Here is a 25,680-nt window from a genome sequence, read left to right as displayed (position 1 = left end):
GACAACGCGCGCCGTTTCATCGACATACAGTGAATCCGACGTTGGACCGCGGCCGTGGCAGCCGTCATCGCCCCGCCCGATCGGCCCGACGCTTCGTACCTGTGACACACGGACACCATGATGAAAATCCAGAACCTGATCGGCGGCCGGCATTGCGATGCCTCCACCGGCCGCACCTTCGACAAGCTGGCGCCCGCGACCGGAGACTGCATCTGCACCGTTCCCGCCTCGAGCGCCGACGACGTCGATCGCGCCGTGCGCGCCGCCCACGACGCATTGCACGACGACGCATGGGCCCGCGCCGGCGGCGCGGCCCGCGCCCGCTGGCTGTATCGGCTGGCGGACCTCGTCGAGCGCGAAAGCGAAGCGCTGGAGAGCCTCCTCGCCGTCGAACAAGGGCGGCCGCCGGCCGAGATGCGCATGATGGACCTGCCGATGACCATCGACACGCTGCGCTATTTCGCCGGATGGGCCGACAAGCTCGAGGGCCGGACGATCCCGACCGACGGCTTCATGGGCCGCCCGACGCTCAGTTACACGCGGCGCGCGCCGGTCGGCGTGGCCGGCCAGATCGTGCCGTGGAACGCGCCGCTGATGATCGCCGTATGGAAGCTCGCACCGGCGCTCGCGGCCGGCTGCCCGGTGGTGATCAAGCCGTCCGAGGATGCGCCGCTCGCCGTGGCGCGGCTCGGCAAGCTCGCGTGCGAAGCCGGCCTGCCGGCCGGCGTCGTCAACATCGTGCACGGCATGGGCGCCGAGGTCGGCGCTGCGCTCGTCGCGCATCCGCTCGTCAGCAAGATCAGTTTCACCGGCAGTACCGAAGTCGGCCGCACGATCGCCTGCGATGCGGCGCGCACCTTCAAGCGCGTCACGCTCGAGCTCGGCGGCAAGGCCGCGCAGATCGTCTTCGCGGATGCCGATCTCGACCGCGCGATCCCGTCGCTGGTGGCCGGCATGTTCGCGAACCAGGGGCAGACGTGTGCGGCCGGCTCGCGCGTGCTCGCGCACCGGTCGATCGCGGACGCACTCGAAGCGCGGCTCGCCGACGCGGCACGCACCATCCGCGTCGGGCCGCCGACCGAGGCCGGCGTGCAGATGGGCGCGCTCATCAACCCGCGGCATCTCGCACGCGTGCGGGCGCACGTCGCGGCGGCGCTGGCCGAAGGCGCGGTCATGCTCGCCGGCGACGAACAGGTGCCGCCGCGCGGCTGCTTCATGCGCCCGACGATACTCGGCGGCGTGCATCCGGGCATGCGCATCGCGCGCGAAGAAGTGTTCGGCCCGGTCGGCATGGTGATGCCGTTCGAGACCGAGGACGATGCGATCCGGATCGCCAACGACACGCCGTTCGGCCTGTCCGCCTCGGTCTGGACGCAGGATGTCGGCACCGCGCACCGCGTCGCCGAACGGCTCGACGTCGGCGCGGTCGCCATCAACGCATGGAGCCCGATCGATGCGCGCCTGCCGTGGGGCGGCACCCGGCAAAGCGGAATCGGGCGTGACCTGTCGAAGGCCGCGCTCGATTCGTACCTCGAGGAAAAGATCGTCACGGCCGCGCTGTGATGTCGCGGCGCACGCCGCGCCGCACCGTGTTCACGCACTTGAAGAGAGATACCTCATGGACTACCAAAAGCGACAAAAGCGATTCTGGCACCCGATGAGCTCGGCCGCGGCCGGGCATACGACCCCGACGGTCATCATCGCCCGCGGCGACGGCAACTACGTGTACGACGTCGAAGGCCACCGCATGCTCGACGGCGTCGGCGGCCTGTGGAACGTCAACGTCGGCCACAACCGGCCGGAAGTGAAGGCCGCGATCGCGCGCCAGATGGACGAGCTGTCCTACTATCAGACCTTCGACGGCGTGGCCCACCCGCGCGTCTACGATCTGGCCGACCGCCTGTGCGCGATGTTCGAGCAGGAGGACATGCAGCGCGTCATGTTCGGCAGCGGCGGCTCCGACGCGATCGAGACCGCGCTGAAGATGGCGCGCCAGTACTGGGTCGCCGCGGGCGAGCCGTCGCGCACGAAGTTCCTGTCGCTGCGCAACGGCTATCACGGCGTGCACATGGGCGGCACGTCGATCGGCGGCAACGGCGTCTACCACTACAATCACGGTCCGTTGCTGCCCGGCTGCGTGCTGCTGGATACCCCGTGGCTGTATCGCAATCCGTGGAACTGCGATGATCCGGACCAGCTGGTCGAACACTGCATCCGGCAACTGGAGGACACGATCGCCTTTCATGGCCAGCAGACCATCGCGGCGTTCGTCGCGGAGCCGGTGCAGGGCGCCGGCGGCCTGATCGTCCCGCCGGCCAGCTACTGGGCGCGCGTGCGGAACGTATGCGACCGGCACGGCATCCTGCTGATCGCCGACGAAGTGGTGACCGGCTTCGGTCGCACCGGCAGCATGCTCGGCAGCCGCGGCTGGGGCGTCGCCGCCGACATCCTGTGCGTCGCCAAGGGCATTTCGGCCGGCTACGTGCCGCTCGGCGCGACGCTGTACAACGGCCGGATCGCGCAAACGATCGAGCACGGCGCGGGCTTCTCGCACGTCGTCATGCACGGCTATACGTACAGCGGCCATCCGCTCGCCTGCGCCGCGTCGCTCGCCGTACTCGACATCGTCGAAGCCGAGGATCTGCCGGGCAACGCGGCGCGCATGGGCCAACGCCTGCTCGAGCAGCTGCTGCCGTTGACGCGCGACTTCGAAACGGTCGGCGACGTGCGCGGCAAGGGGCTGATGCTGGCGCTCGATCTCGTGACCGACAAGGCGAGCCGCACGCCGCTCGATCCCGGCAAGGGGTTCGCGGCGCGCGTGGCGGATGCCGCACGCAAGCGCGGCGTGCTGGTCCGGGCGATCGCCAACAAGATCGTGATGTCGCCGCCGTTGACGCTGCAGCCGAAGGAGACCGACCTCATCGCGCATGCGCTGCGCGACGCGCTGCAGGAATGCTGCGCGGACGCGCGAGCGATCGCCTGACGACGCGGCGCATCGGCCGCACGCGCGTCGTCTCGACGGCGCGTGCGCCGCGCGGCGGTCGGGGGCATCGGCCCGGCGCGAGTTGCCCCATACGGCGCGGAATGTCGACGCCGGCGTTCGACATCCCGCCCTTCGCAGTTGTGCCTACACGAGAGACCATCCAGATGAACGACCAGGCTATTGCAATTCCAGCGCACAAGTATCCGCTCACGCTTCGGCTGCTTCATTGGCTCAGGGCGATCCTGATCGGTGCGCAGCTGTGGACCGGATGGACGATGGTCCGGCTCGACGACAACCTGCCCGCCAAATTCGACTGGTACTACCCGACCCACAAGGAATTCGGCGTGCTCACGCTGCTGGTGGTCCTGACCCAACTGGCGATCCGCTCGATGCAGACGTTGCCGCCGCTGCCGGCGAGCCTGCCGAAACTCGACCGCAAGCTCGCCAAGCTCGCCCATTACCTGCTGTACGCGCTGGCCGTCGTCGTGCCGTTGATGGGCTATTCGATGTCGAGCACCTATACGCAGAGCGACGGCGTGCCGTTCTTCGGTCTGCGCGTGCCCGAGCTGCTGGCGAAGAACGACCACTGGTTCGTCGCGTTCCAGTGGCTGCACAGGACGCTCGCCTACACGCTGCTCGCGCTCGTCGTGCTGCACGTGCTCGCCGCGCTGAAGCACCGCTTCTTCGATCCGAACCGCGAGAACGACGTGTTGCGACGCATGCTGTAACGCCGTCGCCGCGCGCCTGCGCGCACCACCCGACGCTTCACCACCGGGCCGCTCGTCGCGGCCCGGCTCGTTCCACGTCACGTCTTTCGTCTTACTAACCGATGGCAGATCCTGATCCGGCGGGAGGCGCGTGCGTGCCCGTCGCGACGCGGGCTGCCATTCCTGCGTCACCCGGAGATCGACAATGAAAAAGAGGATTGCGGCCGTAGCGGCCGTCACGGCGGCCTGCGCGATGGGGTTCAACCTGGGCGCTCACGCGCAGAGCAGCGTGACGCTTTACGGATCGATCGACCAAGGCATCAATTTCACGAGCAACGCGGCCGGAAGCCGCGCCTACCAGATGGTCAGCGGCGACACCGTCGGCAGCAACTGGGGGCTGAAGGGGACGGAAGATCTCGGTGGCGGGCTGCGGGCGATCTTCCAGCTCGAGAATGGTTTCAACGCAAGCACCGGCGCGCTCGGCGTCGCGTCGCGGATGTTCGGCCGGCAGGCCTACGTCGGGCTCGATTCCGATCGCTTCGGCACACTCACGCTGGGCCGTCAGTACGACCCCACGCTCGACATGTGGAGCCCGTTCGCGGCCGCCGGCAACTGGCTCGGCGACTTCGGCGCCCACCCGTACGACAACGACAACGCCGACTGGGACTACCGCATCCAGAACAGCGTCAAGTACGTGTCGCCGACGTACGGCGGCTTCAAGGGCGAAGTGCTCTACGGGCTCTCGAATCAGGCGGGCGGCTTCGCCCGCAACCGCGTCTACAGCGCCGCGATGCAGTACCAGGCCGGTGCGTTCTCCGCCGCCGTCGCGTATCTGAAGGCCAACAACGGCGGCGCGACGGCGGCCGGCGCGTTGTCGAGCGACGATACGGTTTTCAGCGGCCGTTCGCAGCAGAACATCGATGTCGGCGCGTCGTACAAGTTCAATGACAAGCTGACGCTGTCCGCCGCCTATTCGCACGTCGACGTCTACGGCCCCGAGGCGAACGTCTACTTCACGAACCAGCCTGCGACGGGCTCGCAGAACGCGTGGAAGTTCGACAATTTCGAGGTCAACGGCCAGTATTTCCTCCTGCCCGACGTGTGGTTCGGCGCCGCCTACACCTATACGCACGCGCGCGTCGCGACGGCGGCGGGCGACGCCTCGCCGAGCTGGCACCAGCTGTCGATGATGCTCGACTACGACCTCAGCAAGCGGACCTCCACGTACATCCAGGGTGCGTACCAGCATGCGACCGGCAACACCGGCACCGACTTCGACCATGCGCACGTGCTCGGCACCGCCGGACAGTCGTCGGGCCGCAACCAGCTCGCGTTGCGCATCGGGATGATGCATCGCTTCTGACATGCGCGCGGCGCGACGGCGGCCGCGCGTTGCGCGTGCCGGCCGTCGCGCGCCGCACCGTCAGAACTGGTGGCGCAGGCCCACGCGGACCGCGCTCTGGGTCGACCCCGACGCCGCGCCGCCGAGCGCGGCCTCGACCTGTGCGCCGTACGCGCTGTCGTGCCCGCGCGCGAATACCGCATACAGGCCGGTCCGTTTCGACAGCGAATAGTCGGCCGTCAGCGTGAGCTGGTTGGCCGAGCCCGTATCGCCGCCGCGTTGCTGGAACTGGAAGCCGCCGCCGAGTTGCAGCGACGGCGTCACTGCATAGGTCAGCCCGGCATCGTAGGTCGTGGCCCGCAGCGGTGCGGCCGCGCTGATCCGCACGTCCGACACCATGCCGAACACACGCAGCCGGCCGACGTCGTAGCCGGCGCCGCCCGAGAAGTTGCGGAGATTGCCGCCGGAGGTCACGTCGTGCTGGCCGAAATACACGAGCGCGGCGCTGAACGCGCCTTGCGTGTACGACACCATCGCGCTCTGCACGCTGCTGCGCGCGACCGTGCCCGGTACGTTGCCGAACCCCCACATGCCGCCGAACGACACGCCGCCGAAGGTCGGACTCACGTACTTCACCGCGTTGTTCACCTGCACGCCCCAGACGCGGTTGTCGAGCGCGCCGCCGGCCGACGCATTCGCCGGCAAGCCCCATGCAAGCAGGCCGGCCGGCGTATTCGCGCCGATCGCGAAGGCCGGCATCAGATCGCCGACGAAATCGAACTGGCGGCCGAGCGTCACGGTTCCCCAGTCCCCGCCGAGCCCGACGTACGCTTGCGAACTGAACGCGGCGCCCGGCACGGTGAGCGTGCCGTCGGAGGTCTGGAACTGGCTTTCGAGCCGGAAAACCGCAAAGTTCGCGCCGCCGAGATCCTCCCGGCCCGTCAGCCCCCACACGTCGTTGCGCGCCACGCCGGCCTGCAACGCGAGCTGGCGGCCGCCGCGCGGCGCCGACGCGACATTGCTCGTATAGGTGACGCCGGTGTCCAGCGAACCATAGAGCGTCACGCTCGATTGCGCGAACGCCGGCACGGCGCTGCCGCATCCGTAGATTGCCAGCACGCGGATCCACGTCTTCATCTTCACTCTCCTCTTCATGTAGGGATGCCTATCGAAATCCGTCGTTGCTGGTCGGTGCTGCGCGCCCTGCGGTCGGGCGCCGCGCGACCGACTTCAGTTAGACTACGGCCCTGTCGCCGGCGCAGCGGCAGCGTGGCCGGCCCGCTTGCGCTGCAACGCCGTCGCGCCGCTCGTTCGGTTGCCGCAACCCGTCTGAACCCGGATCACGTCATGTCGAGCCTGACCAAAATGCTGTCCATCCTTGACGTCTTCTCGTCGTCCGCGACGTCGATGACCGCCGAGGAGATCGCCGAACACATGGGCTTCTCGCGCACCACGTGCTACCGCTACGTGAAGGAACTGGCGTCCGTCGGCCTGCTCGTCGGCAGCAATGGTCGCTATACGCTCGGGCCGCGCATCATCCATCTCGACTACAACATGCGGCAGTCCGACCCGACGCTGAATGCCGCGAAACCGGTGATTCAGCATCTGGTCCAGGTCACCGGCGGCGACGCGCTCGTGTCGACGCTGTTCGACGAGCAGATCATCAACGTGATGCACGAGTCCGGCGCCGAAAACCTGCAGCTGGGCTTCGGGCGCGGCCGCATCATGCCGCTGTTCGTCGGCGCCTCGTCGAAGGTGATCGTCGCCGCGATGTCGCGCGCGCGCCTGAAGCGCCTGCACGAACGACACAACGCGGAGCTCGGCGAATTCGCGACCGACTGGACCGCGTTCTGGCGCCACTGCCAGCAGATCGTCGAGTCCGGCTACTGGATTTCGCGCGGCGAACTCGACGCGGGTTTCGTCGGTATCGCCGCACCGATCCGCACGGCCAGCAGCGGCGAAATCAACAGCAGCCTGTCGCTCGTGTTCCGCGCCGAGCACTTCGCGCTGTTCGACGAGCAGGTGCTCGGCAAACTGCTGATCGACGCCACCGCGCAGATCGGCGCAGCCACCTGAACACGCGCCGCGCCGCGCACGATCGGCGGCAGGCGTCCGTCGGTCAATTCATCTGCGTGACGAATTTCGTGACGAGATAGCCGTCGAACGCTTCCATGCCGCCTTCGCTGCCGAAGCCGCTGTCCTTCACGCCGCCGAACGGGATTTCCGCCGGCCCCATGCCGAAGTGATTGATGTTGACCATGCCGGCCTCGAGCGCGCGGCTGATCCGGTGCGCGTTGCGCGCCGACGTCGTGAATGCGTACGACGCGAGCCCGAACGGCAGGCGGTTGGCTTCGGCGAGCGCATCGTCGAGATCGTCGAACGGCACGATGCCCACGATCGGGCCGAACGGCTCGTCGTTCATCAGCCGCGTATCGCGCGCCGGGCCGAGCACGACCGTCGGCGCGAAATAGTGGCCGGGCCCCGGCAGGCGCATGCCGCCCGTGGCGATCTGCGCGCCTTTGGCCGTTGCGTCGGCCACGAAGGCGTCGATCTCGTCCACGCGCCGCGCATGCGCGAGCGGCCCCATCGTCACGCCCGCGTCCAGCCCGTAGCCGACGCGGATCGTGCCCACCGCGTCGAGATAGGCGCAGACGAACCGGTCGAACGCCGCGCGCTGCACGAAGAACCGCGTCGGCGATACGCACACCTGCCCGGCGTTGCGAAACTTGTACGCGGCCAGCATCGCCGCGGCGCGCTCGACGTCGGCGTCCGCGCAGACGAGCACCGGCGCATGACCGCCCAGCTCCATCGTCATGCGCTTCATCAGCGACGCGGCGAGCGCCGCCAGTTGCTTGCCGACGGGCACCGATCCGGTGAACGAAATCTTGCGCACCAGCGGCGCTTCGATCAGCTGCTTCGATACGTCGCCCGGCACGCCCCAGACGATGTTCAGGCAGCCGGGCGGCAAGCCGGCATCGTGAAACAGCTGCGCGAGCGCGACGATCGCGCTCGGCGATTCCTCCGGCCCTTTCAGCACCAGCGTGCATCCCGACGCCAGCGCGGCCGCGATCTTGTGCATCGCCTGGCTGAACGGAAAGTTCCACGGCGAGAACGCCGCGCATACGCCGATCGGCTCGCGCAGCACCGTCTGCATGACGTCCGGGGAACGGGCCGGCACGACCCGCCCGTAGGTGCGGCGTCCCTCCTCCGCATGCCATTCGAGCTGCTCGGCCGCCGACACGACCTCGGCGATCGCCTCGCGAAGCGGCTTGCCCTGGTCCATCGTGATGTGCCGGCCGATGGTCTCGGCGCGCTCGCGCGCGAGCGCGGCGGCGCGACGCAGGATGTCGGAACGCACGAGCGGCGACTCGTGCCGCCACGTGACGAATGCGCGATGCGCGGCCTGCACCGCGGCGTCGATGTCGTGCGCCGTCGCATGCGGCAGCTCGCCGAGCACGCGTGTGGTCCCGGGATCGACGACCGGTTGCGTGCGCCGGCCGTCGGCATCGTGGAACCTGCCGTCGATGTACAGCCGAAGCGGCGCGTAGTCGTGTCGGACGCCGGAGCTCATCCGGGAAGTCAGCGGAGTAAACGGAATCAACGCGGGTGCCTCACGTGGAATTGCATGAAGGGCGCCGGCACGGCGCATGGCCGCCCGCCGGCACGACGACCGGCATGTCACGCCGCCGGTTGCGGTCGGGCGAGCAAACCGCCGATTTCCTGCCGGAGAATCCGGTTCTCCTGCCGGACCAGCAGATGCCGCACCTTGCCGCGGAACACGCCGAACGCCGGATCGGCCATCAGCGCCGCGCGACGCCGTGCGCGCTCGTCGAGCGAATCGAAGGCCCACAGATACACGAGCTGGTTCAGCGGCCCGACTTCGGTCGTGAAGCAGCCGACCATCGTGCCGAGCGCCTGCTCCTGCGGCGCGCGACCGCACTCCGCATAGAGCCGCAGATACTCGGCGACGCCGCCGGGCACCAGCGTATAGATGCGTTGCTCAACAAACATGCGCGGCCTCCGCTTGCTGCTGCGGCGCGAATGCGCGGAACGCGGCCGTCACGCCGGCGATGCCGACCGCGTCGGTCTGCGCGGCGACGTACCGGTCCGGACGGATGACGACCAGCGGCCCCGCATGCCGGTCGAACCAGTCGGCCATCGCGTTGTCGACGTCTTCGACGCACTCGCTGCCGTGCGCGCTCGCGATGCGCTGCTCGCGGCACGTGCCGCTGCGCGACCGGACGATCTGCACGAACTTCGCGCCCAGCGCGGTCCAGAACGCGCGATCGTCGTCGCTCAGGCTCGCTTGCGGATCGCATTGCCAGCCGATGATCGAAAACCACGGGCCGAGCACGTCGTCGAGCTTGCGGCGCACACCGTCGGCCGTTTCGACGTCGGGCTGGACGATCATCCGGCCGATCGCGCCCGACGCATCCGATGCGCCCGTCACCACGACCCCGCGCGTATAGCTCGGCATCGGCTTGAAACGCATTTGCAGCACGTAGTCCTTCAGGCCCGGCGCAAACCGCGCGGCCGCGAGCAGCCGATCGCGCAGGAATGCGACCGGACGGCTGGTCGGCATCAGCATCGCGCCGAACGTGTCGGCGAGGTCGATCATCGCCTTCGCATGGGCGCGGCGCTCCGATTCGTAGGTCGCGAGCACGCCGGGGTTCAACCTACCGTGGACGATCCCGGCCAGCTTCCACGCGAGGTTGCCCACGTCGCGCAGGCCCGCATTCAGCCCTTGCCCGATCCACGGCGGGCTCAGGTGCGCGGCATCGCCGACGAGCGCTATGCGGCCCGCGACGAAGCGCTCCGCCACGCGCGAGTGATGCGTGTAGGTGCGCGCCCGGACGATCTCCAGCCGCTCGACGTCTTCGACGTACGGTGCGATCAATGCGCGTATCGAGTCCGGTTGCGCGATCGCCTGTTCGTCCTCGTGCGGAAACACGAGAAACTCCCAGCGCCGGTAGTTGAACGGCAGATAGATGCACACGTTCGGGCGGCGCGGGTCGCAGTTCAGCGCGGTGCAGGGCTGGTCGAGGCCGGCGTTCTTCACGTCGACCACGACCCACTTCATCGGATGCGTCGTGCCGGCGAGCGGGATGCCGAGCATCTCGCGCAGCGGACTGCGCCCGCCGTCGGCCGCCACCACGTAATCGGCGTCGAGCGCATAGTGCTGCCCGTCGGCGCCCTGCACCCGCAGCGTCACGTGCGCGTCGTCCTGCTCCAGCCCGACGACTTCCTCGCCGGTGCGCAGCGACACGTGCGGATAGCGCGCCAGCGCATCGCGCAACGTGCGCTCAGCCAGGTGCTGCATGAAGATGTTGCGCCGCCACCAGCCGAACTCGCGGACCGACGGACGCACGTCGGCGAAGCATTCGCCGCGCGCATTGAACATCCGCAACGGCACGTTCTGGATGATGTCGCGACTCAGCTCGTCGGCCACGCCGGCAGTCTGGAACAGCCGCAGCGCTTCGTCGTCGATGCCGACCGCGCGCGGGAAGTCGACGATCTGCGGCGCCCGCTCGACCACGACCGTATCGACGCCATACAGGCCGAGCAGGTTCGCCAGCGCCGCGCCGTTCGGCCCCGCGCCGACGATCGCGACCGAGGTCCGGTTCCGGTTGTCCGCTTTCATGCGCCCCGCTCCCCCGCGCGCCATGCCGGATCGTCGAGACGGTCGAGCCATTCGCGCAATGCGCCGTTGAACGCCGCGGGCCGATCGTCATGCACGTAGTGCGTCGCGCCCGCGATATCGACCCGCTCGATCACGGCGTTGGCCGCGCTCATGTCGGCCGCGACCTGCGCAGACAGGAAGTCGGAGTCGCCGCCGCGCAGCAGCAGCGTCGGCACCCGCAGGCTCCGTATCAGCGGCCACAGGTCGACCAGTTGCTCGGGTGTCGCGGCGAGCCGCGCGGCCGCGATTCCCGCGGCGTCGTGCCGCCAGACGATGCGTCCGGGCGCGTGCTCCCGCAGCGAATGCGCGACGCGGGAATCGAGCGCCGCCTCCGGCAGGTTCGGCCGCTGGCGGCGCCAGAACGCGCGCGCGTCGGCCCACGTCGCGAACCCGTCGGGCGTTTCCAGCAGCTCGCGCTTGATGCGCGCCGATCCTTGCGAGCCGACGGACGCACCGGGGCCCATGTCTTCGATCACGAGGCCGGCGAGCCGCTCCGGATCGCGGCCCGCATAGACGAACGCGTTGGCGCCGCCCATCGAATGGCCCACGAGCACGAAGCGCCGCAGGCCGAGCGCCCGTACCAGCGCGTCGAGATCGCGCACATAGGCCGCCGCGTAATATTCGCGCCGCGGGTCCCAGTCGCTCGCGCCGCGCCCGCGCTGATCGAGCGCGACGACGCGGTAGCGGTCGGTCAGCGCATGCGCCACGTCGGCCCACGTCTGCGCGTAGCTGCGCAGGCCATGCAGCATCACCACGGCCGGCGCATCGTCGCGCCCCCAGCTGACGTAGTGCAGCCGCAAGCCGTCGCTGACGATCCATCCATCGGTTCCGGATGCCCGGTTCATCGTTCGCCCTCCGCGCCGCGCCAGCATTCAGACCAGACCGTCGCGGCCGACGATCTCGCTCGCCTTCAGCCCGCCGAGCCGCGCATGCAGGCGGCCGCGCGTCGCGAACGCGAAGATCACCAGCACTTCGTCGTCGTTCGGCGCATCGGGGAACAGGCAGGTGACGGTGTCGTAGTGCGAGCGCACGTACAGCGCGTCCTTGTGCGCGAGCGGCACGTCGATCACCGTGTTGATCGGGCCGCGCTTGCCGCTCGACGGCACCCACGCCTTGCCGCCGCCGAGCGCCGCGCGGATCGGTTCGGCGAAGATCGACGTGAGGAACGCGTTGCCGTGCTCGTACTCGCCCGCCGAGCCGACGAGACACGCCTTGCCGTAGCTCTCGATCGCGCGCCCCGCCGCGAGCGCTTCGATGCGTCGCGCGAACTCGCGGCCGAGCGCGGGCGACGGACGCACGAGGTCGTCGAGGTTCTCGCTGAAACGCCCGGCGTACGGATTGTGGACGGCCGCCGCGATCACGATCTTGCGCAGCGGTTCGCCGTCGGCCAGCTGGCCGGTCTCGTTCGCGAGCGAATCCTCGATCTGCGTGTACCACTTGCGGATATGAAAGCCTTCGAAATTGGCGGTCTTGCTCATCGGGATTCCCTGGTCAATGGTGTGGAGGTGCGGTGGTTCGGAGCGGCAACGGCGGCGGCGACGCTAGTCGAACAGCGGTTCGAGCTGCATCGGATCGCTGGGCGCGTGGTAGCGGTTGAGCACGCGCTTGCCTTCCTCGTCGTCGGTGACGGTCTCGCAGAAGAACTCGAGGCGGTTGCCGTCCGGATCGTTGAAGTACACGCCGATGCCCACCTTGTGATCGGTGATCTTGACGATCGGCACGTGGCGGCGGATCAGCATGCCGTACAGGCGGCGCAGCTCGGTCAGCCCGCCCGCGATTTCGAGGCCGTAGTGCTGCAGCCCGATCGTGCCGAGCTCCGCATCGGACGCCGCGCGGATCAGCGCGATGTCGTGATGCTTCTGTCCGAACGACATGAACACCCACTGATCGCCGCGCGCGGTTTCCTTCATGCCGAGCACGTCGGCGTACCAGGTGCTCGAGCGCACCGGATCGCGCACGAACAGCGACAGGTGGGTGCGCTGAATGTGCGGCGTCGGCATCGGCCGGCCGCTCGCGTTCGCGCGTTCGGCCTGCTGCCGGAAGTCGGATGACGTCATCGCGGGCTCCGGTCAGTGCGTGGATTGCGCATGGGCCACGAGCGGCGCTTCGAACGGCGTCCATGCGACCGCCGTGATCTCGCTGAAATCGCGCCATTCCTTGGTCCAGTTCCGGCCGCCGTCGCGCGAGCGGAACAAGTGGCCGTACTTGGTGCCCGCATAGACGAGCTCCGGGCGCGCGCCGTGGACGCCGAACGCCCAGAACGTCGAGTTCGGCGGCGTCTGCAGGTCCGTCTCGCGCCAGGCGCGGCCGCGGTCGGTCGAGCGGTAGATGCGGCTTTGCGTGCCCGGCGTGCCGTCGCCGATCGCCATCAGCAGTGCGCCGTCGGGCGTCGCCAGCGGCACGACCGTGCGGGTGTAGTACAGCCCGTCGAAACGCTCGCGCGACAGCTCGCCGTCCCACGTCCGTCCGTCGTCATCGCTCACGTACACGGCATTCACCGTCAGCAGCAGCGTGGTCTTCGCGGTATCGGCCGTCGCGGGCAACACGGCGATCGCGTGAATGTCGCTGTTGCGGATCGCGGTGCCGGGGCCGTCCACCCGCGCCCAGGTCGCGCCGCCGTCGCGGCTGCGCCATGCACCGCCTTCCTCGACGCCGTACCACACGTTGCGGCTGTCGCTCGGGTCGACGCAGATCGTCAGCAGGCGCGGCCGGTTGACGCCGGAGCAGAACTCGGGGAATACGGGCGCCGTCGGCGTCCAGCTCATGCCGGCGTCGGTCGACTTGTAAAGCGCGGCCCGCGACGGCGCGCCGGTGCCCGCGTAGAGCACCGCCGGGTTCGCCGGATCGATCGCGATGGACCAGACGGTCTGCCCGTTCAGCGCGTTCGCGGGGCGATACCAGTGCGCGCCGCCGTCGTCGCTGATGCACAGCCCCGCATCGGCGCCGGCATACACGCGCGACGGCGTGGCCGGGTCCACGGCGAGCGCGCGCACGATGCCGTCGAATTCGATCGGCTCGGTCAGGCCGAGGCGATGCCAGGTCTTGCCGTCGTCGTTCGAGCGCAGGATGCCTTGTCCGGCCGTGGCGACCAGTACGGTTGCGGTCATGGGAAGCTCCTTGTGTCGGGGAAGTCGGGGAAATCAGAGGAAGATGCCGCGGGTGAGCCCGCCGTCGCAGCCGATCGACTCGCCGGTGATCGAGCCGGCTTTCGGCGACGCGAGAAACGCGACGATCCAGCCCATCTCCTCGGGCTGCAGCACGCGCCGGATCGGCGTCGCCTTGACGTAGTTGGCCTCGACCTCGGCGGCCGTCAGCCCCTGCTTGTGCGCTTCCTTCTCGTAGAGTTCGTGGATGTGCGGCGTCTCGACCACGCCCGGATGAATCGTGTTCACCGTGATGCCGAACGGCCCGAGCTGATCGGACAGCGTCTTGGTCAGATGCACGATCGCCACGTTGCGCATGCCGGACAGCTGCTTGCTGCCGCGGCCCGTCAGGCCGCCGACGTTCACGATCCGGCCGAAGCCGTTGCGGCGCATGTACGGCGCGGCCGCCTTCGCGCAGCGCAGGTAGCCGATCACCTTGATGTCGATGTCCTGCAGCAGGCCCTGCGGGTCCGCATGCTCCAGCTCCGCGCGCACCAGGCCGCCCGGATGCGCGGCGCCGTTGAGCAGGACGTCGAGGCGTCCGAAGCGTTCGACGCTGGCCGCCATCGCCGCTTCGATGGAGCGCATGTCGGTCGTGTCGAGCGTGACCGGCAGGATCGCGCCCGCGGCGCTGCCGAGCGGTTCGAGCGCCGTGCGAAGCTCGGCGGCGGCGGCCTCCAGGTGTTCCATGCGCCGCGCCGCGATCGTGACGTTGACGCCTTCGCGGGCCAGCTCCAGCGCAACGGCCTTGCCGATGCCCATGCTGCCGCCGGTGATGAACGCGGCCTTTCCGTTGAGTTGCAGATCCATGGCGAGAAATGATGAGAGTCGGGATTGATGGAGCGGGCAAGCGCCCGCTTAGGCGAGGCACATCTCGATGAGGCGCGGCCCGTCGGTGTGCGCGAGCGCGTCGTCCAGCGCGCGCGACAGCGCCTGCGTCGTGCTCACGCGCTCGGCCGGCACGCCGTAGCCGGCCGACAGCGCGAGCCAGTCGATCGGCGGATCGTCCAGCAGCGTCAGCCGGCTCGCGTGCGGCGTGTCGGCCGGCTGGCCGTTGCGCGCGAGTTCCGTCTGCAGGATCGCGTAGCGCCGGTTCGATGCGATCAGCATCACGATCGGCAGACGCTCGCGCGCCATCGTCCACAGCGCCTGGATCGTGTACTGCGCGCTGCCGTCGGATTGCAGCGCGAACACGCGGCGCGCCGGGCATGCGACGGCGGCGCCGAGCGCGACCGGCAGCCCCTGGCCGATCGCCCCGCCGGTGTTCGTGAGGATCGTGTGCCGGCGCGCGCGCGCCGACGCCGTCACGAACGGATAGCCGCAGGTGCCGCCTTCGATCGACACGATCGCGTCGTCCGGCAGCGCGTCGGCCAGCACGCGCCCGGCCGTCTGCGGCGTCAGCGGGCCGGCTTCGACGTTCCAGCGTGCGACGCGCACGCCGTCGACGTCGGCCGTCGCGCCGACGGCTTCGGCGAGCGCTTCCAGCGCCGCGTCGGCCGCCTCGCCAGGATCGGCCAGCGTGACGAGGTCCTCGGGCGGCGCGAGCTCGCCCGGGATGCCTTCGTATGCGAAGTACGTGACGGGCGCGAGCGCGCCGGCGAGCACGACCTTGCGCCCGGCGAGGGCCGCGCGCGCCGGCTCGGGAAAGTACGGCAGCCGGTCGATGTCCGGCAGGCCGCCGCCGCGCTCCGCGCGGGCGGGAAAGGTTTCGCCGAAACAGGCCGCGCCGGTGGCCGCCGCAACCCGCGCCGCCGCCTTCTGGCCGCGCGCGGACAGCGCGCGGGCGCCCAGCAGCAGCACCGCGGGCACGCCAGTGCGCAACAGGTCCGCGACCCGCGCGAGCCGGGCCGCGTCGAATGCGGGCACGGCCGGTGCGGCCTGCGCACGCGGCTGCGATGCGGTTTCGTTCACGGCCGCCGACTGCAGATCGACCGGCAGCACCAGCGTCGCAACGCCCGAGGCCGCCGCGGTCGCTGCCGCGATCGCGGCGGCGGTGTCGCGCGCCAGATCGTCGGCATGCGCGACGCTGCGATACCAGACCGACACCGGCCGCGCGAGCGATTCGATGTCGGAGGTGAGCGGCGCGTCGTATTTCAGATGCGCGCGCGCGTGATCGCCGACGATGTTCAGGATCGGCGTGCGGGCACGGCGGGCGTTGTGAAGGTTGGCGATGCCGTTCGCGTGGCCCGGCCCGAGGTGCAGCAGCGTCATCGCGGGCTTGCCGGCCATCCGGCCGTAACCGTCCGCGGCGCCCGTGCAGACGCCCTCGAACAGCCCCAGGATCGGACGCACGCCCGCCACGCGATCGAGCGCGACGACGAACGGCATTTCCGTCGTGCCGGGATTCGCGAAACAGACGTCGACGCCGCGCTCGCGCGCCGTTTCGAGCACGATGCTCGCGCCATCGCGGGTTCGGGCATCGGTGTCCAGGTGTGGGATTTCCATTCGGCGGCTCTGGGTAAGTGACGAAGTGTAATTCACTTTAATCCCGAAATACGGGATTTGTCAAACTATCGCTATTGACAACGGCGGCTGAACGGATTCGCGTTTACCCGGTGAAATCGCGAACCTCTGCTGTTCAGGTTGCTGTCCGGCCGTCGCCCGCCACGCTGCGACACATCGCGAATTCCCGTATTTCGGTATTTATGGAAACGGCGTCGCGTTCGACGCGGCGCCGCTTGCCGGCGTGTTCGCTCGCGCGCTGAGGAGGCTCATTGATGGACGGACGCGCGGGCCGCGCCAGGGGTAAAGACGAATCGCGACCGATCGAACGATGGAGAGAGGGAAGCCCGCACTCGCATCAGCGTGCGCGAGAAGGGCAATGTGAGCGGCGCCGAGCACTCGGCACTCGCCGAGCCGGTCAACGCGTTACGCCGAACGTTCGGCTTGTTGACGGCAACGGCAACGGCTACGGCGTGCGGCCGACGCCGTCGCTTGCGCCGGCCGCACGCGCGACGGTGGACGACTCGCAATCTCTGAGGCGAAGTCATCGACCCGTCGCATCGGTGTTCGCCGTTCGCGGTCTTGGTTCAATGCGCGCGGTACGCCTGCGGTGCCCGTGCCGCTCGTTGTATTGGGGCGGGCGCGGCTTGTCGATCGGCGACCATCTCGCGGCCGCGTTCGGCGCGGGCGCAACTCGAACGCGCCGCCCGGTGGGCGGCTCGCGTTGCGCCTGTCAGCGTGCCGACATCGGCGTCGCGAACGTCGCGATAGCACGCGTCGCGCCGAGCGCGCGACGGTGCACCGGCTGACCGTCGAGCAGCACGAGACACATGGCCATCGCCTTGCGGACGACCCGGCCATTCCGACGCGGCGACGCGTTGCTATCCGAACCCGCCCGCGTTCATCGCGAAAGCGTGATCGTCCCCGCCGCGTGTACAAACCACGCCCGCAAGCCGACGCCACGCACCCGCCACGAATCGAACCGCTACTCGACGTTATCCGCCACGTCGGTCATCCGAATCATGTGCGGCCTGACGCCGTCGTCGTCCGCCGGTGCGGCTTCCTTCGGATGGATCAGCGCGTCGAGCCGCGCCTTCGTCGCGACGAACTCCGGCGTATTGACCTGCGAGCCGTCGCGCGGCCGCGGCACCGGCACCTCGATCAACTCGTGCACCGAGCCCGGATTCGCCTTCAGCACGAGAATCCGGTCGGCCAGCAGGATCGCCTCGTCGAGATCGTGCGTGATGAACAGAATCGTCACGTCGATGTTGCGCCAGATGTCGAGCAGATGCGCCTGCATCTTCGCGCGCGTCTGCGCGTCGAGCGCGCCGAACGGCTCGTCCATCAGCAGGATGCGCGGGCGGTTCGCGAGCGAGCGCGCGATCGCGACGCGCTGCTTCATCCCGCCCGACAGCTGGTGCGGATACACGTCGGCGAAGCGCGTGAGCCCGACCAGATCGAGCCACTGCAGCGCCTCGCGCTCGGCCTCGCCGCTGCTGCTGCCGTTCATCCGCAGGCCGAACATCACGTTCTTCTTCACGGTGAGCCACGGAAACAGCGTGTAGCCCTGAAACACCATCCCGCGATCGGCGCCCGGCCCCTGCACCGGCTTGCCGTCGAGCAGCACCTCACCGCTCGTCTGCGTGTCGAGCCCGGCCAGGATGCGGATCAACGTCGACTTGCCGCAGCCCGACGGGCCGATCACGCAGACGAACTCGCGCCGGTGCGTGCGGAAGCTGATGTCGTCGAGCGCGACGCACTCGCCCTGCGGCGTCGCGAAACGCTTGCCGACGTGCCGCACGTCGAGGATCACGTCGCGGGCCTTGAGCCGCGCGAAGCGCTCGCGCACCGCGTCGGATTGAATCAGGTAATCGGGAACGGCTTGCGGGTTCTGCATGATGGCCTCTGCAACGATCGGTCGATGGTTATGCGCGAGCGGGCGTCACGCTTTGAGCGTGCGGTCCCACGGAAACAGCCGGCGGCCGAGCGCGCCGAGCACGAGGTCGGTGCCGACGCCGATGATCCCGATCATCAGGATCGCCGCGTAGACGTTGTCGAAATGCTGGTAGCGCGCCTGCTGGCTGATGTACCAGGTGATGCCCGAGCTGGTGCCGACGAGCTCCGCGACGATCAGATAGGTCCACGCCCAGCCGAGCAGGATGCGCTGGTCGCGATACAGGTCGGGCAGCACGCCCGGAATCACGACGTGCGTGAGCAGCTTCAGCTTGTTGGTGCCGAGCGTCATCGCGGCCTCGAACAGCCCGTATTCGAGCTTGCGCGTGGTGTTCGCGACGATCAGCACCTGCTGGAACAGCGTACCGATCACGATGATGGCGATCTTCGGCGCGTCGTAGATGCCGAGGATCGCGACCATCAGCGCGCCGAACGCCGGGGCCGGCAGGTAGCGGAAGAATTCGAGGAACGGCTCCTGCAGCCGCGCGAGCGCGCTGAACGTGCCGCACACGATGCCGAGCGGCACGCCGATCGCCGACGAGATCACGAAGCCCCAGAAGATGATCCGGATGCTGTGCCACAGGCTCTCGTGCAGCCACACGCCGTCGCGCGACGCGGGCGGCGTCGTGAACGCGGTATAGAACGCGCGCAGCACCTGATGCGGCGCCGGCAGGTACACCGGATTCGCGCGCACGCCCTCCGGCACGGCCGCGTGCGTGGCGCGCGCATGCGCGAGCTCGTCGTCGAACACGTCGCGGTCGATCTGCATGCCGGTCTGGAAATAGTCGACGCTGCCGGGATTCGTGATGCGCATTTGCGGATGCCAAATGAACGGCACGTAGCTGACCAGGCACCAGACGGCGAACGGCAGCAGGAAGGACGCGATGCCGAGCGTCCACTTGCCGCGCGTCGTCAGTTCGCGGCGCACGGCGAGCCATCCGGTCGTATTGCGGGTCGTTGACATGGAAATCTCCGTATCGTTTGGGTGCCGGTCGCGCGCAGGCCGCAGCCCCGCGCGACCGGACGTTCATTGCAGCGCGCGGCTCGCGGCCTGCGCGCGATACGCGCGCCAGCCGCCGAAGCGCGTGATGTCCTGCGCATCGTCGAGCGCCGCGCTTTCGCAGACGAAGCCCTGCACCGTCGCGCCGTCCGCGAGCGTCAGCGTGCCGATGCCGAGCGGCGCCGCGATGCCGGCGACGAAGCTGCCGTACGCGTCGACCGGCATCTCCCAGACCTCCACCGCGATCGGCGCGCCGCCGGCCGGCACGCGCACGAGGCCCGGTTTCGCGACGCCGCCGCTGGTCGCGGCGGACAGCGCGTACAGGCGATAGGCGGGCGCGGTCGTGGTCTCGGCGACGAAGCGTGCGCCGCGCTGCGTGAGCTCGCCGTTCAGCGGCTCGCCGCGCAGATGCGCACCGACGACGGCCACGCGCACGAAGCCGGCGCAGGCGCGATTTGCGGCCATCGACGCAGCCGCCGACGCCGCAGCGACCGCACCGTCGGCGTGACCGACGCCGTCGCCCCACGCCTGCGCGAGATCGAGCAGGCGCGCGTCGTCGTGCGCGCGGCCGACGAACGTGATCCCGAACGGCAGGCCCGCATGCGGCCCGGTCTCGCAGGTGCCGGCAGGCACCGCGATCGCCGACAGATCGAGCAGGTTCACGAAGTTCGTGTAGTAGCCGAAGCGCGAGTTGATCGCGATCGGATCGGCTTCGAGCGCGTCGACGGTCGCGGTCGTCGGCGAGGTCGGCATCGCGATCGCGTCGAGCCCTTCCCACGCGGCAGCCGCGTCGACGCGCAGCGTCGCGAGCTGGTCGAACGCCGCGAACGCATCGGCCGCGCTGAAGCGCGAGGCGCCGCCGAGGATTTCGCGGATCACCGGATGCAGCGCATCGGGCTGTCGCGCGGCAAACGCGCCGATCGCGGCGACGCGTTCGGCCACCCACGGGCCGCCGTACAGCAGCCGCGCGGCGGACAGAAACGGGCCGAAGTCGATCTCGACGACCCGCGCGCCGGTCGCGCGCAATCGTGCGAGCGCTGCGTCCCAGGCGGCGCGATACGATGCGTCGCCGTAGAACTCGAGCTGATCGGCGCGCGGCACGCCGAAGCGCAGTTGCCCGAGCGGCGGCGCCGGCCGCGCGCACACGCCATGCGTGTCGAGCAGCGGCTGCCATGCGCGCCCATACGGATCGCGCTCGGCGACGCCCTGCGCGACGTCGAACACCGCGCGCGCATCGGCCGGCGAACGGGCGAACACCGATACGCAATCGAGCGAGCGGCAGGCAGGCACGACGCCGAGCGTGCTCAACACGCCGCGCGTCGGCTTGAGCCCGACGAGCCCGTGGAACGCGGCCGGCACGCGGCCCGAGCCGGCCGTGTCGGTGCCGAGCGAGAACGTTGCGACGCCGAGCGCGACGGCCACCGCCGAGCCGGAGCTCGAGCCGCCCGACGCGTAGCGCGGGTCGAGCGCATTGCGGCACGCGCCGTAAGGCGAGCGCTGCCCCGACAACCCCGTCGCGAACTGGTCGAGATTGGTCTTGCCGATCGGAATCGCGCCGGCCGCGATCAGCCGCGCGACGACCGGCGCGCTGCGTTCGGGCGTATACGCATAGGCCGGACAGCCGGCCGTGGTCGGGATGCCGGCGAGGTCGATGTTGTCCTTGATCGCGAACGGCACGCCGTAAAGCGGCAACGATGCGGGCTCGCGCGCGGCGAGCGCATGCGCATACTCGCTCATCTCCGCGAGCGTGAGCGGCCTGATCCACGCATGGTGCGGATCGCCCGCGTCGAAATGCGCGGCGATCGCCTCGACGAGCGCATGCGGCGTCAGCTCGCCCGCCGCATAGCGCGCGCGCAGCTCGGCGATCGAATGCAGCCCCGGCAGAATCGAACGTTGCGTCGTGCTCATGCGACCTCCTCGGCGGCGCCCGCCTTCATCACCATCAGCCGCTGCCCGGCCACCACCGCCGCGCCCGGCGCGCAATCGATCGTCTCGATCGTGCCGCTTTCCGTTGCCGTCACCGCCACCTCCATCTTCATCGACTCGACGATCGCGACGACCTGACCTTCGATCACGCGCTCGCCGGCTTCGACCAGCACCTTCCAGACGCTGCCCGACACGTCCGCCGCAATCGCGCGCTGCGTGGCGTCGAGCGCGCCCGCGGCGCGCGCCGTTTGCGCGTCGCCCGGCTCGGCGTCGCCGACGTATTCCGCATGCCCGGCCGCGCGCCAGCGCTCGCGCTCCGCGTCGAACGCAGCCTGCTGCGAGGCCTTGAACGCGGCGATCGAATCGGCCTCGTCGCGCAGGAAGCCGTTGTATGCGCGCAGGTCGAATACCGATTCCTCGATCTTCAGCGCCGCGCGGCCCGCGATGAAATCCGCGCGCAGCGCACTCAGCTCCGCTTCGCTCACTTCGTAGAAGCGAATCTCGTCGAAGAAGCGCAGCAGCCACGGCTTGCCGGCCTCGAATTCGCGCGTGGTCCGATGGCGGTTCCACATCTGCACCGTGCGGCCGACGAACTGGTAGCCGCCCGGCCCTTCCATCCCGTACACGCACAGGTACGCGCCGCCGATGCCGACCGCATTCTCGGGCGTCCACGTGCGTGCGGGGTTGTATTTGGTGGTCACGAGCCGGTGCCGCGGGTCGATCGGCGTCGCGACGGGCGCGCCGAGATAGACGTCGCCGAGCCCCATCACCAGATAGCGCGCGTCGAACACGATGCGCTTCACGTCGTCGATGTGGGCGAGGCCGTTGATGCGCCGGATGAACTCGATATTGCTCGGGCACCACGGCGCATCGGGCCGCACCGATTGCATGTAGCGCTCGATCGCGATGCGGGTCGACGGATCGTCCCACGACAGCGGCAGATGCACGATGCGGTTCGGCACGCGCATGTCGGTCACGTCGGGCAGTTCGCGCTCGGCGGCCTGCAGATGCGCGAGCAGCGCATCGAGCGGCAGCGTGCGCGGGTCGAACTGCACCTGCAGCGAACGGATGCCCGGCGTCAGGTCGAGCATGCCGGGCAGACGATGCGCGTCGAGCCAGCACATCAGCGCATGCACGCGAAAACGCAGGTTCAGGTCGAGCACGAGCGGCCCGTATTCGACGAGCACGTTGCGATCGCCGGAGCGCCGGTAGACGACGCCGATGCCGCCGCCGGCCGATGCGTCGCGCGCCAGTATGCAGTCGCCGGGCTCGCTGGGCTCGGCGGTCGAGCCGGTTACGACGGCCGGCGCGGCGGGCGCGAGCGCGGCGGCCGGGGCCGTGGCGGGGGGGTGCGTCGCACTACTCGCGGCCGCATCTTTTTCGGCTGTATTCGAGGCTGTAGCGCCGTCGGCCGCCCCACCCGGCAACGCCGGCACCACGCCCGCCGCCACGCGCACGAACTGCACGGTATCGCCCGGCCGCAGCTGGCCGAGCTTCCACAGCTCGTCGCGCACGACCGTGACCGGACACACGAAGCCGCCGAGGCTCGGCCCGTCCGGGCCGAGGATCACCGGCATGTCGCCGGTGAAATCGACGGCGCCGATCGCGTATGCGTTGTCGTGGATGTTCGACGGATGCAGGCCGGCCTCGCCGCCGTCGGCCCGCGCCCATTGCGGCTTCGGGCCGATCAGCCGCACGCCGGTGCGGCTAGAGTTGTAGTGAACCGTCCATTGCGTGCCGTAGAGCATCGCGATGTCGTCCGGCGTGAAGAAGTCCGGCGCACCGTGCGGACCGTCGAGCACGCCGAGCGTCCACGCATGCGTGAGCGCGGGAATCTCGGCGGCGGGCAGCGTCGCACCGGCGTCGCCGCGCGCGGCGTCGGCGTGCAGGTGCAGCACGTCGCCGCGGCGCAGCGCGCGCCCCGCGTGGCCGCCGAACTGGCCGAGCGTGAAGGTCGCCTTGCTGCCGAGATAGTCGGGCACCTGCAGCCCGCCTTTCACCGCGAGGCATGCGCGCACGCCCGCGCCGGTCACGCCGCCGAGCTTCAGCACCGCGCCCGGCCGTGCGCGCAACACCTGCCAGAACGGCGCAGGCTCGCCGTCGAGGGTCGCTTCGAGCGGCGCGCCGCCGAGCACGAACAGCGTCGCCGTGTTGAAGCGCAGCGTCGCGCCGACCATCGTGAATTCGAGCCCGGCGGCGTCGCGCGGGTTGCCGAGCAGCGCGTTCGCGAGGTCGAACGCGCGATCGTCCATCGGCCCCGACGGCGGCACGCCGACGCTCCAGTAGCCGACGCGCCCCGGCGCCTGCTGCACGGTGGTCTGCACGCCGCCGTCGAGCACGTCGATCGTATGCGGCGCGAACGCGAAGCGCTGCAGGAACGCGGTCGTCGGCGCGCCGCGCGCGAACGTGTCCGAGCCGGCGATCGCGCGCAGGTAGTCGAGGTTGGTCTCGATCCCGTACAGCTCGGTGCGCGCCAGCGCGGCCTGCAGCGCGGCCAGCGCATCGCGGCGCGTGTCGCCGCGCACGATCAGTTTCGCGAGCAGCGGATCGTAATGCGCGCTGATCTCCGTGCCCGCCTCGATCCAGCCGTCGACGCGCACGTCGTCGGGAAACGCGACGTGCGTGAGCAGCCCCGCGCTCGGCTGGAACTGCTTGTTCGGGTCCTCCGCGTAGAGCCGCACCTGGATGCTCGCGCCGCGCGGCGCGACGGCGAGCGTGTCGAGCGGCGGCAGGTCGCCTTCGGCCTGCAGGATCATCCATTCGACGAGATCGATGCCCATCACCGCTTCGGTCACGCAATGCTCGACCTGCAAGCGCGTGTTGACCTCGAGAAAATAGAAGCGCCGCGCGTTCGCGTCGAACACGAACTCGACCGTGCCGGCCGACGCGTAGCCGACCGCGCGCGCGAGCCGCACCGCGCTCGCGTGCAGCGCGTCGCGTTCGGCGGCGGTCAGGTCGGGCGCGGGCGTTTCCTCGATCACCTTCTGGTTGCGCCGCTGCACCGAGCAATCGCGCTCGCCGAGCGCGATCGCGCCGCCGCGGCCGTCGCCGAAAATCTGCACTTCGATGTGCCGCGCATGCTCGACGAACTTCTCCAGATAGACGCCCGCATGCGCGAAGTTCGCGTTGCCGAGCCTCACGACGGAGTCGAACGCGGCGTCGAGCTGCGCCGCATCGCGGCACAGCGACATGCCGATCCCGCCGCCGCCGGCCGTGCTCTTGAGCATCACCGGATAGCCGATCGCGTCGGCTGCGGCGAGCGCCGCCGCGATGTCGCCGAGCAGCCCCGTGCCGGGCAGCAGCGCGACGCCGTGCGCGGCGGCAAGCTCGCGCGCGGTGTGCTTGAGGCCGAACGCGCGCATGTGCTCGCCGCGCGGGCCGATGAAACGCAGGCCGGCCGCCTCGCACGCATCGGCGAAGCCCGCATGCTCGGACAGGAAGCCGTAGCCGGGATGCACGGCCTGCGCGCCGGTTGCCTGCGCGGCCGCGAGGATCGCCGCGACGTTCAGATAGCTGTCGGCGGCCGGCGCGGGGCCGACGCGTACCGCTTCGTCGGCGAGCGCCACGTGGCGCGCGTCGCGATCGGCATCGGAATAGATCGCGACGGACGCGATGCCGAGGCGCTTCAGCGTCCGGATCACGCGGCACGCGATTTCGCCGCGGTTCGCGACGAGGACTTTGGCGAATCTCATGTTGCCTCCCGCGCGGCGGCGCCGATGAGCGTAGCGCGACATGCGCCGCGCATCGCTGCGCGCGCGATTGCCGGGCCGGCGTCGCAAAGCCAGCCGCGGTCAGCAGCCGCCCGCTCGGCGCGCGGCGAACGATCGTAAGCGTGCAGGCCGTTCATCGGGCCTCCCAGACGAGCAGGCGCACCGGCGTCGGGTTGTAGCCGTTGCACGGATTGTTCAGTTGCGGGCAATTCGAGATCAGCACCGTGACGTCCATCTCCGCGCGCATCTCGACGTACTTGCCGGGCGCCGAGATGCCGTCCTCGAACGTGAGCCCGCCGCTCGGCGTGACGGGCACGTTCATGAAGAAGTTGACGTTGCCGACGAGGTCGCGCTTCGTGAGCCTTGCGCCGGCACCGCACGCGCAGTGCGTGATCGCGTTGAGGAAGCTGTCGCGGCAGTTGTGCATGTAGCGCTTGTCGAGCGCGTAGCGCACGCTGTTGCTCTCCGCCGCGCACGCGCCGCCGAGCGTGTCGTGGCGCCCGCAGGTGTCGGCGACGATCGTCGCCATCGGGTTGCCGCGGCTCGACAGCAGCACGCTGCCGGCGCTCAGGTACAGGTTGCGCTGCGCGCGGATCGTGTCCTGCGCGCTATAGCGCTCGTCGGTGTCGTCGGTGCGGTAGAACAGCGTGTCGACGGCCTGGTTGCCTTCGAGGTCGAGGATCCGGAAGATCTGGCCGCGCTTCAGGTCGTGCAGCCACGGTTCGCCCGCGGGCAGCGTGGTGTCGTGGATCGCGTCGCGCGGGTCGAGACGGCTTTCGATGATCGGCATGGCG

The 25,680-nt window shown here is 69.7% G+C and carries 20 protein-coding genes; 5 read left to right on the top strand and 15 right to left on the bottom strand.

Translation table 11 applies throughout. The features are described 5' to 3' along the window. The first annotated feature begins 117 nt into the window (after positions 1-117). The 4 genes from EX20_RS18805 to EX20_RS18790 all read left to right on the top strand — a co-directional run bounded on the left by EX20_RS18805 (position 118) and on the right by EX20_RS18790 (position 5,053). Positions 118-1,563, top strand: coding sequence for an aldehyde dehydrogenase family protein (locus EX20_RS18805; protein WP_014725554.1), 1,446 nt, complete (start codon positions 118-120; stop codon positions 1,561-1,563). A gap of 55 nt (positions 1,564-1,618) precedes the next feature. Beyond that, a complete protein-coding gene (locus EX20_RS18800) occupies positions 1,619-2,983 on the top strand; it encodes an aspartate aminotransferase family protein (RefSeq protein ID WP_034194349.1) in 1,365 nt (454 codons plus the stop codon). A 164-nt stretch (positions 2,984-3,147) separates the two neighbouring features. Further along, the gene (locus tag EX20_RS18795) at positions 3,148-3,711 is read left to right on the top strand and encodes a cytochrome b (RefSeq protein WP_014725553.1); all 564 of its coding nucleotides are present in this window, start codon (positions 3,148-3,150) and stop codon (positions 3,709-3,711) included. Positions 3,712-3,895: 184 nt separating this feature from the next. Then, positions 3,896-5,053, top strand: coding sequence for a porin (locus EX20_RS18790; protein ID WP_034194348.1), 1,158 nt, complete (start codon positions 3,896-3,898; stop codon positions 5,051-5,053). 60 nt (positions 5,054-5,113) lie between these two features. Here EX20_RS18790 and EX20_RS18785 read toward each other — a convergent pair whose 3' ends face one another. Further along, on the bottom strand, positions 5,114-6,169 hold the full coding sequence (locus tag EX20_RS18785) for a porin (RefSeq protein ID WP_014725551.1): 1,056 nt from the start codon (positions 6,167-6,169) through the stop codon (positions 5,114-5,116). Between the two features lie 210 nt (positions 6,170-6,379). On the opposite strand from EX20_RS18785, the gene EX20_RS18780 reads away from it, so the two are divergent. Beyond that, positions 6,380-7,108 carry an IclR family transcriptional regulator gene (locus EX20_RS18780; RefSeq protein WP_011879740.1) on the top strand — a complete coding sequence of 243 codons (729 nt, stop codon included), beginning with the start codon at positions 6,380-6,382 and terminating at the stop codon, positions 7,106-7,108. A 43-nt stretch (positions 7,109-7,151) separates the two neighbouring features. Here EX20_RS18780 and EX20_RS18775 read toward each other — a convergent pair whose 3' ends face one another. The 14 genes from EX20_RS18775 to EX20_RS18710 form a co-directional block, all read right to left on the bottom strand. Continuing rightward, a complete protein-coding gene (locus EX20_RS18775; RefSeq protein ID WP_034194347.1) occupies positions 7,152-8,603 on the bottom strand; it encodes an NAD-dependent succinate-semialdehyde dehydrogenase in 1,452 nt (483 codons plus the stop codon). Positions 8,604-8,710: 107 nt separating this feature from the next. Beyond that, entirely contained in the window at positions 8,711-9,043 is a 333-nt protein-coding gene (locus EX20_RS18770) for an NIPSNAP family protein (RefSeq protein ID WP_011879738.1), read from the bottom strand. Then, positions 9,033-10,673 (bottom strand): bifunctional 3-(3-hydroxy-phenyl)propionate/3-hydroxycinnamic acid hydroxylase, encoded by a 1,641-nt coding sequence (locus tag EX20_RS18765; RefSeq protein WP_034194381.1) that lies wholly within the window; start codon positions 10,671-10,673, stop codon positions 9,033-9,035. Before EX20_RS18765 ends, EX20_RS18770 begins: the two co-directional genes overlap by 11 nt. After that, positions 10,670-11,557, bottom strand: a complete 888-nt coding sequence (locus EX20_RS18760; protein WP_014725546.1) for an alpha/beta fold hydrolase — start codon at positions 11,555-11,557, stop codon at positions 10,670-10,672. The genes EX20_RS18765 and EX20_RS18760 overlap by 4 nt, the downstream gene beginning before the upstream one ends. Positions 11,558-11,584: 27 nt before the next feature. After that, positions 11,585-12,190 (bottom strand): amino acid synthesis family protein, encoded by a 606-nt coding sequence (locus EX20_RS18755; protein WP_011879735.1) that lies wholly within the window; start codon positions 12,188-12,190, stop codon positions 11,585-11,587. A gap of 63 nt (positions 12,191-12,253) precedes the next feature. Further along, positions 12,254-12,769 (bottom strand): VOC family protein, encoded by a 516-nt coding sequence (locus EX20_RS18750; RefSeq protein ID WP_034194346.1) that lies wholly within the window; start codon positions 12,767-12,769, stop codon positions 12,254-12,256. Positions 12,770-12,781: 12 nt separating this feature from the next. Beyond that, complete coding sequence (locus EX20_RS18745; protein WP_034194345.1) at positions 12,782-13,819, bottom strand: sialidase family protein; 1,038 nt, start codon at positions 13,817-13,819, stop codon at positions 12,782-12,784. A 33-nt stretch (positions 13,820-13,852) separates the two neighbouring features. Next, entirely contained in the window at positions 13,853-14,665 is an 813-nt protein-coding gene (locus EX20_RS18740; RefSeq protein ID WP_011879732.1) for an SDR family NAD(P)-dependent oxidoreductase, read from the bottom strand. Positions 14,666-14,713: 48 nt separating this feature from the next. After that, a complete protein-coding gene (locus EX20_RS18735; protein ID WP_034194344.1) occupies positions 14,714-16,300 on the bottom strand; it encodes an acetolactate synthase large subunit in 1,587 nt (528 codons plus the stop codon). Positions 16,301-17,282: 982 nt separating this feature from the next. Further along, a complete protein-coding gene (locus tag EX20_RS18730) occupies positions 17,283-18,194 on the bottom strand; it encodes an ABC transporter ATP-binding protein (RefSeq protein ID WP_034194343.1) in 912 nt (303 codons plus the stop codon). 45 nt (positions 18,195-18,239) lie between these two features. Further along, entirely contained in the window at positions 18,240-19,214 is a 975-nt protein-coding gene (locus EX20_RS18725; protein ID WP_034194342.1) for an ABC transporter permease, read from the bottom strand. Between the two features lie 63 nt (positions 19,215-19,277). Continuing rightward, positions 19,278-21,158 carry an allophanate hydrolase gene (atzF, locus tag EX20_RS18720; RefSeq protein WP_034194341.1) on the bottom strand — a complete coding sequence of 627 codons (1,881 nt, stop codon included), beginning with the start codon at positions 21,156-21,158 and terminating at the stop codon, positions 19,278-19,280. Next, on the bottom strand, positions 21,155-24,868 hold the full coding sequence (uca, locus tag EX20_RS18715) for an urea carboxylase (RefSeq protein WP_034194380.1): 3,714 nt from the start codon (positions 24,866-24,868) through the stop codon (positions 21,155-21,157). Before uca ends, atzF begins: the two co-directional genes overlap by 4 nt. A gap of 151 nt (positions 24,869-25,019) precedes the next feature. Beyond that, the gene (locus tag EX20_RS18710) at positions 25,020-25,676 is read right to left on the bottom strand and encodes an urea amidolyase associated protein UAAP2 (protein WP_014725538.1); all 657 of its coding nucleotides are present in this window, start codon (positions 25,674-25,676) and stop codon (positions 25,020-25,022) included. Between the last annotated feature and the right edge of the window lie 4 nt (positions 25,677-25,680).

This window comes from Burkholderia sp. WP42 (genome assembly GCF_000745665.1).
Classification (GTDB): domain Bacteria; phylum Pseudomonadota; class Gammaproteobacteria; order Burkholderiales; family Burkholderiaceae; genus Burkholderia; species Burkholderia vietnamiensis.
This window is presented reverse-complemented; position numbering and strand designations above follow the sequence as displayed.